The 1,286-nt window shown below is 37.9% G+C and carries 1 protein-coding gene; it reads left to right on the top strand.

The window, feature by feature from the left end; translation table 11 throughout:
- Window positions 1-1,286 (top strand): amino acid adenylation domain-containing protein (locus tag ACKWCA_RS23965; RefSeq protein WP_413980784.1); only part of this gene is annotated, 1,286 nt, incomplete at both ends.

Raw genomic sequence — 1,286 nt, 5'->3', positions numbered from 1 at the left:
CGAGAATATAGTAGGTCGTGTCATAGAGGACCCTGCGGTACGGTTGTCGGACATAGCCATGATCACCCCCGAGGAGCGCGATGAGCTTTTGTACGGGTTCAACGACACGGCGGTCGATTATCCGTTGGATAGCACAATAATTAATCTGTTTGAAGAGCAAACTCTAAAATCTCCTAATAATGTGGCGGTAAAATATGGTAATAGCACAATTTCCTACAAAGAATTAAAAGATAGGTCAGATAAGATAAGTGCTTATTTAGAAAATGTAGTGCAGATAAAACAGGGTGATCTTGTGGGGTTACTTCTAGAACGGGAAGAGGAATTGATACCGACAATATTTGGTATAATGAAATCGGGAGCAGTTTATGTTCCGCTTTCTGTTTATCAACCTTCTGCTCGAATTAATTCAATTATATCTAATGCAGGTTTGAGGGCTTTGATAACCCGTGGAGTACATATGGATACTTTAGATATCATGGTGGAATCAGAATTATTGGATTTAGATAAATTGGAAAATGAAATTTATAAACAATCCTATGTTCAGTCTTCAAATATAATACGAGGTTCAAGCTTAGCATATGTCATATACACTTCAGGATCCACAGGCAAACCAAAGGGAGTAATGATAGAACATCACTCTATTGTGAATCGACTTTTGTGGATGCAGAAAAAATTTACTTTGACGGAGAAAGATGTGTTGCTTCAAAAGACACCCTTGGTCTTTGATGTTTCGATTTGGGAGTTGTTCTGGTGGAGTATTAGTGGTGCGAGTCTATGTTTGTTGCCTGTAGGACATGAAAAATATCCTAGTGAAGTGATTAAAGCAGTTGAAGATAATGATGTGACCACCATACATTTTGTTCCTGCAATGTTGAATGCATTTCTGTCGGAAGCAGTTGGAGTTGATGGTAATCGTTTGAAAACTTTGCGACAAGTGTTCTCAAGCGGTGAAGCTTTAAGTTTAGACCAAACACTTAATTTTAGGAACATATTACATAACCGGAATAGAACTCAACTGATTAATCTTTATGGCCCTACAGAAGCTACTGTTGATGTATCCTATTATATATTTGATTTTAAGAAAGAACCAAAATATGTACCTATAGGTAGACCTATCGATAATACGAAGTTTTATGTGATTGACAGGTTTAATCAAATTCTTCCAATTGGTGTTATTGGAGAGTTATATATCGGTGGGGCAGGACTTGCCAGGGGCTACATGAACAATGAAGAGCTGACTAATGAGAAGTTCGTTGAGAATCCTTTTATACCTGGTGAGCGGATGT

The sequence above is a fragment of the Maribacter corallii genome (assembly GCF_047345415.1).
Lineage (GTDB): Bacteria > Bacteroidota > Bacteroidia > Flavobacteriales > Flavobacteriaceae > Maribacter_C.
The sequence above is the reverse complement of the archived record's forward strand: the minus strand, read 5'-3'. Positions and strand labels throughout refer to the sequence as shown.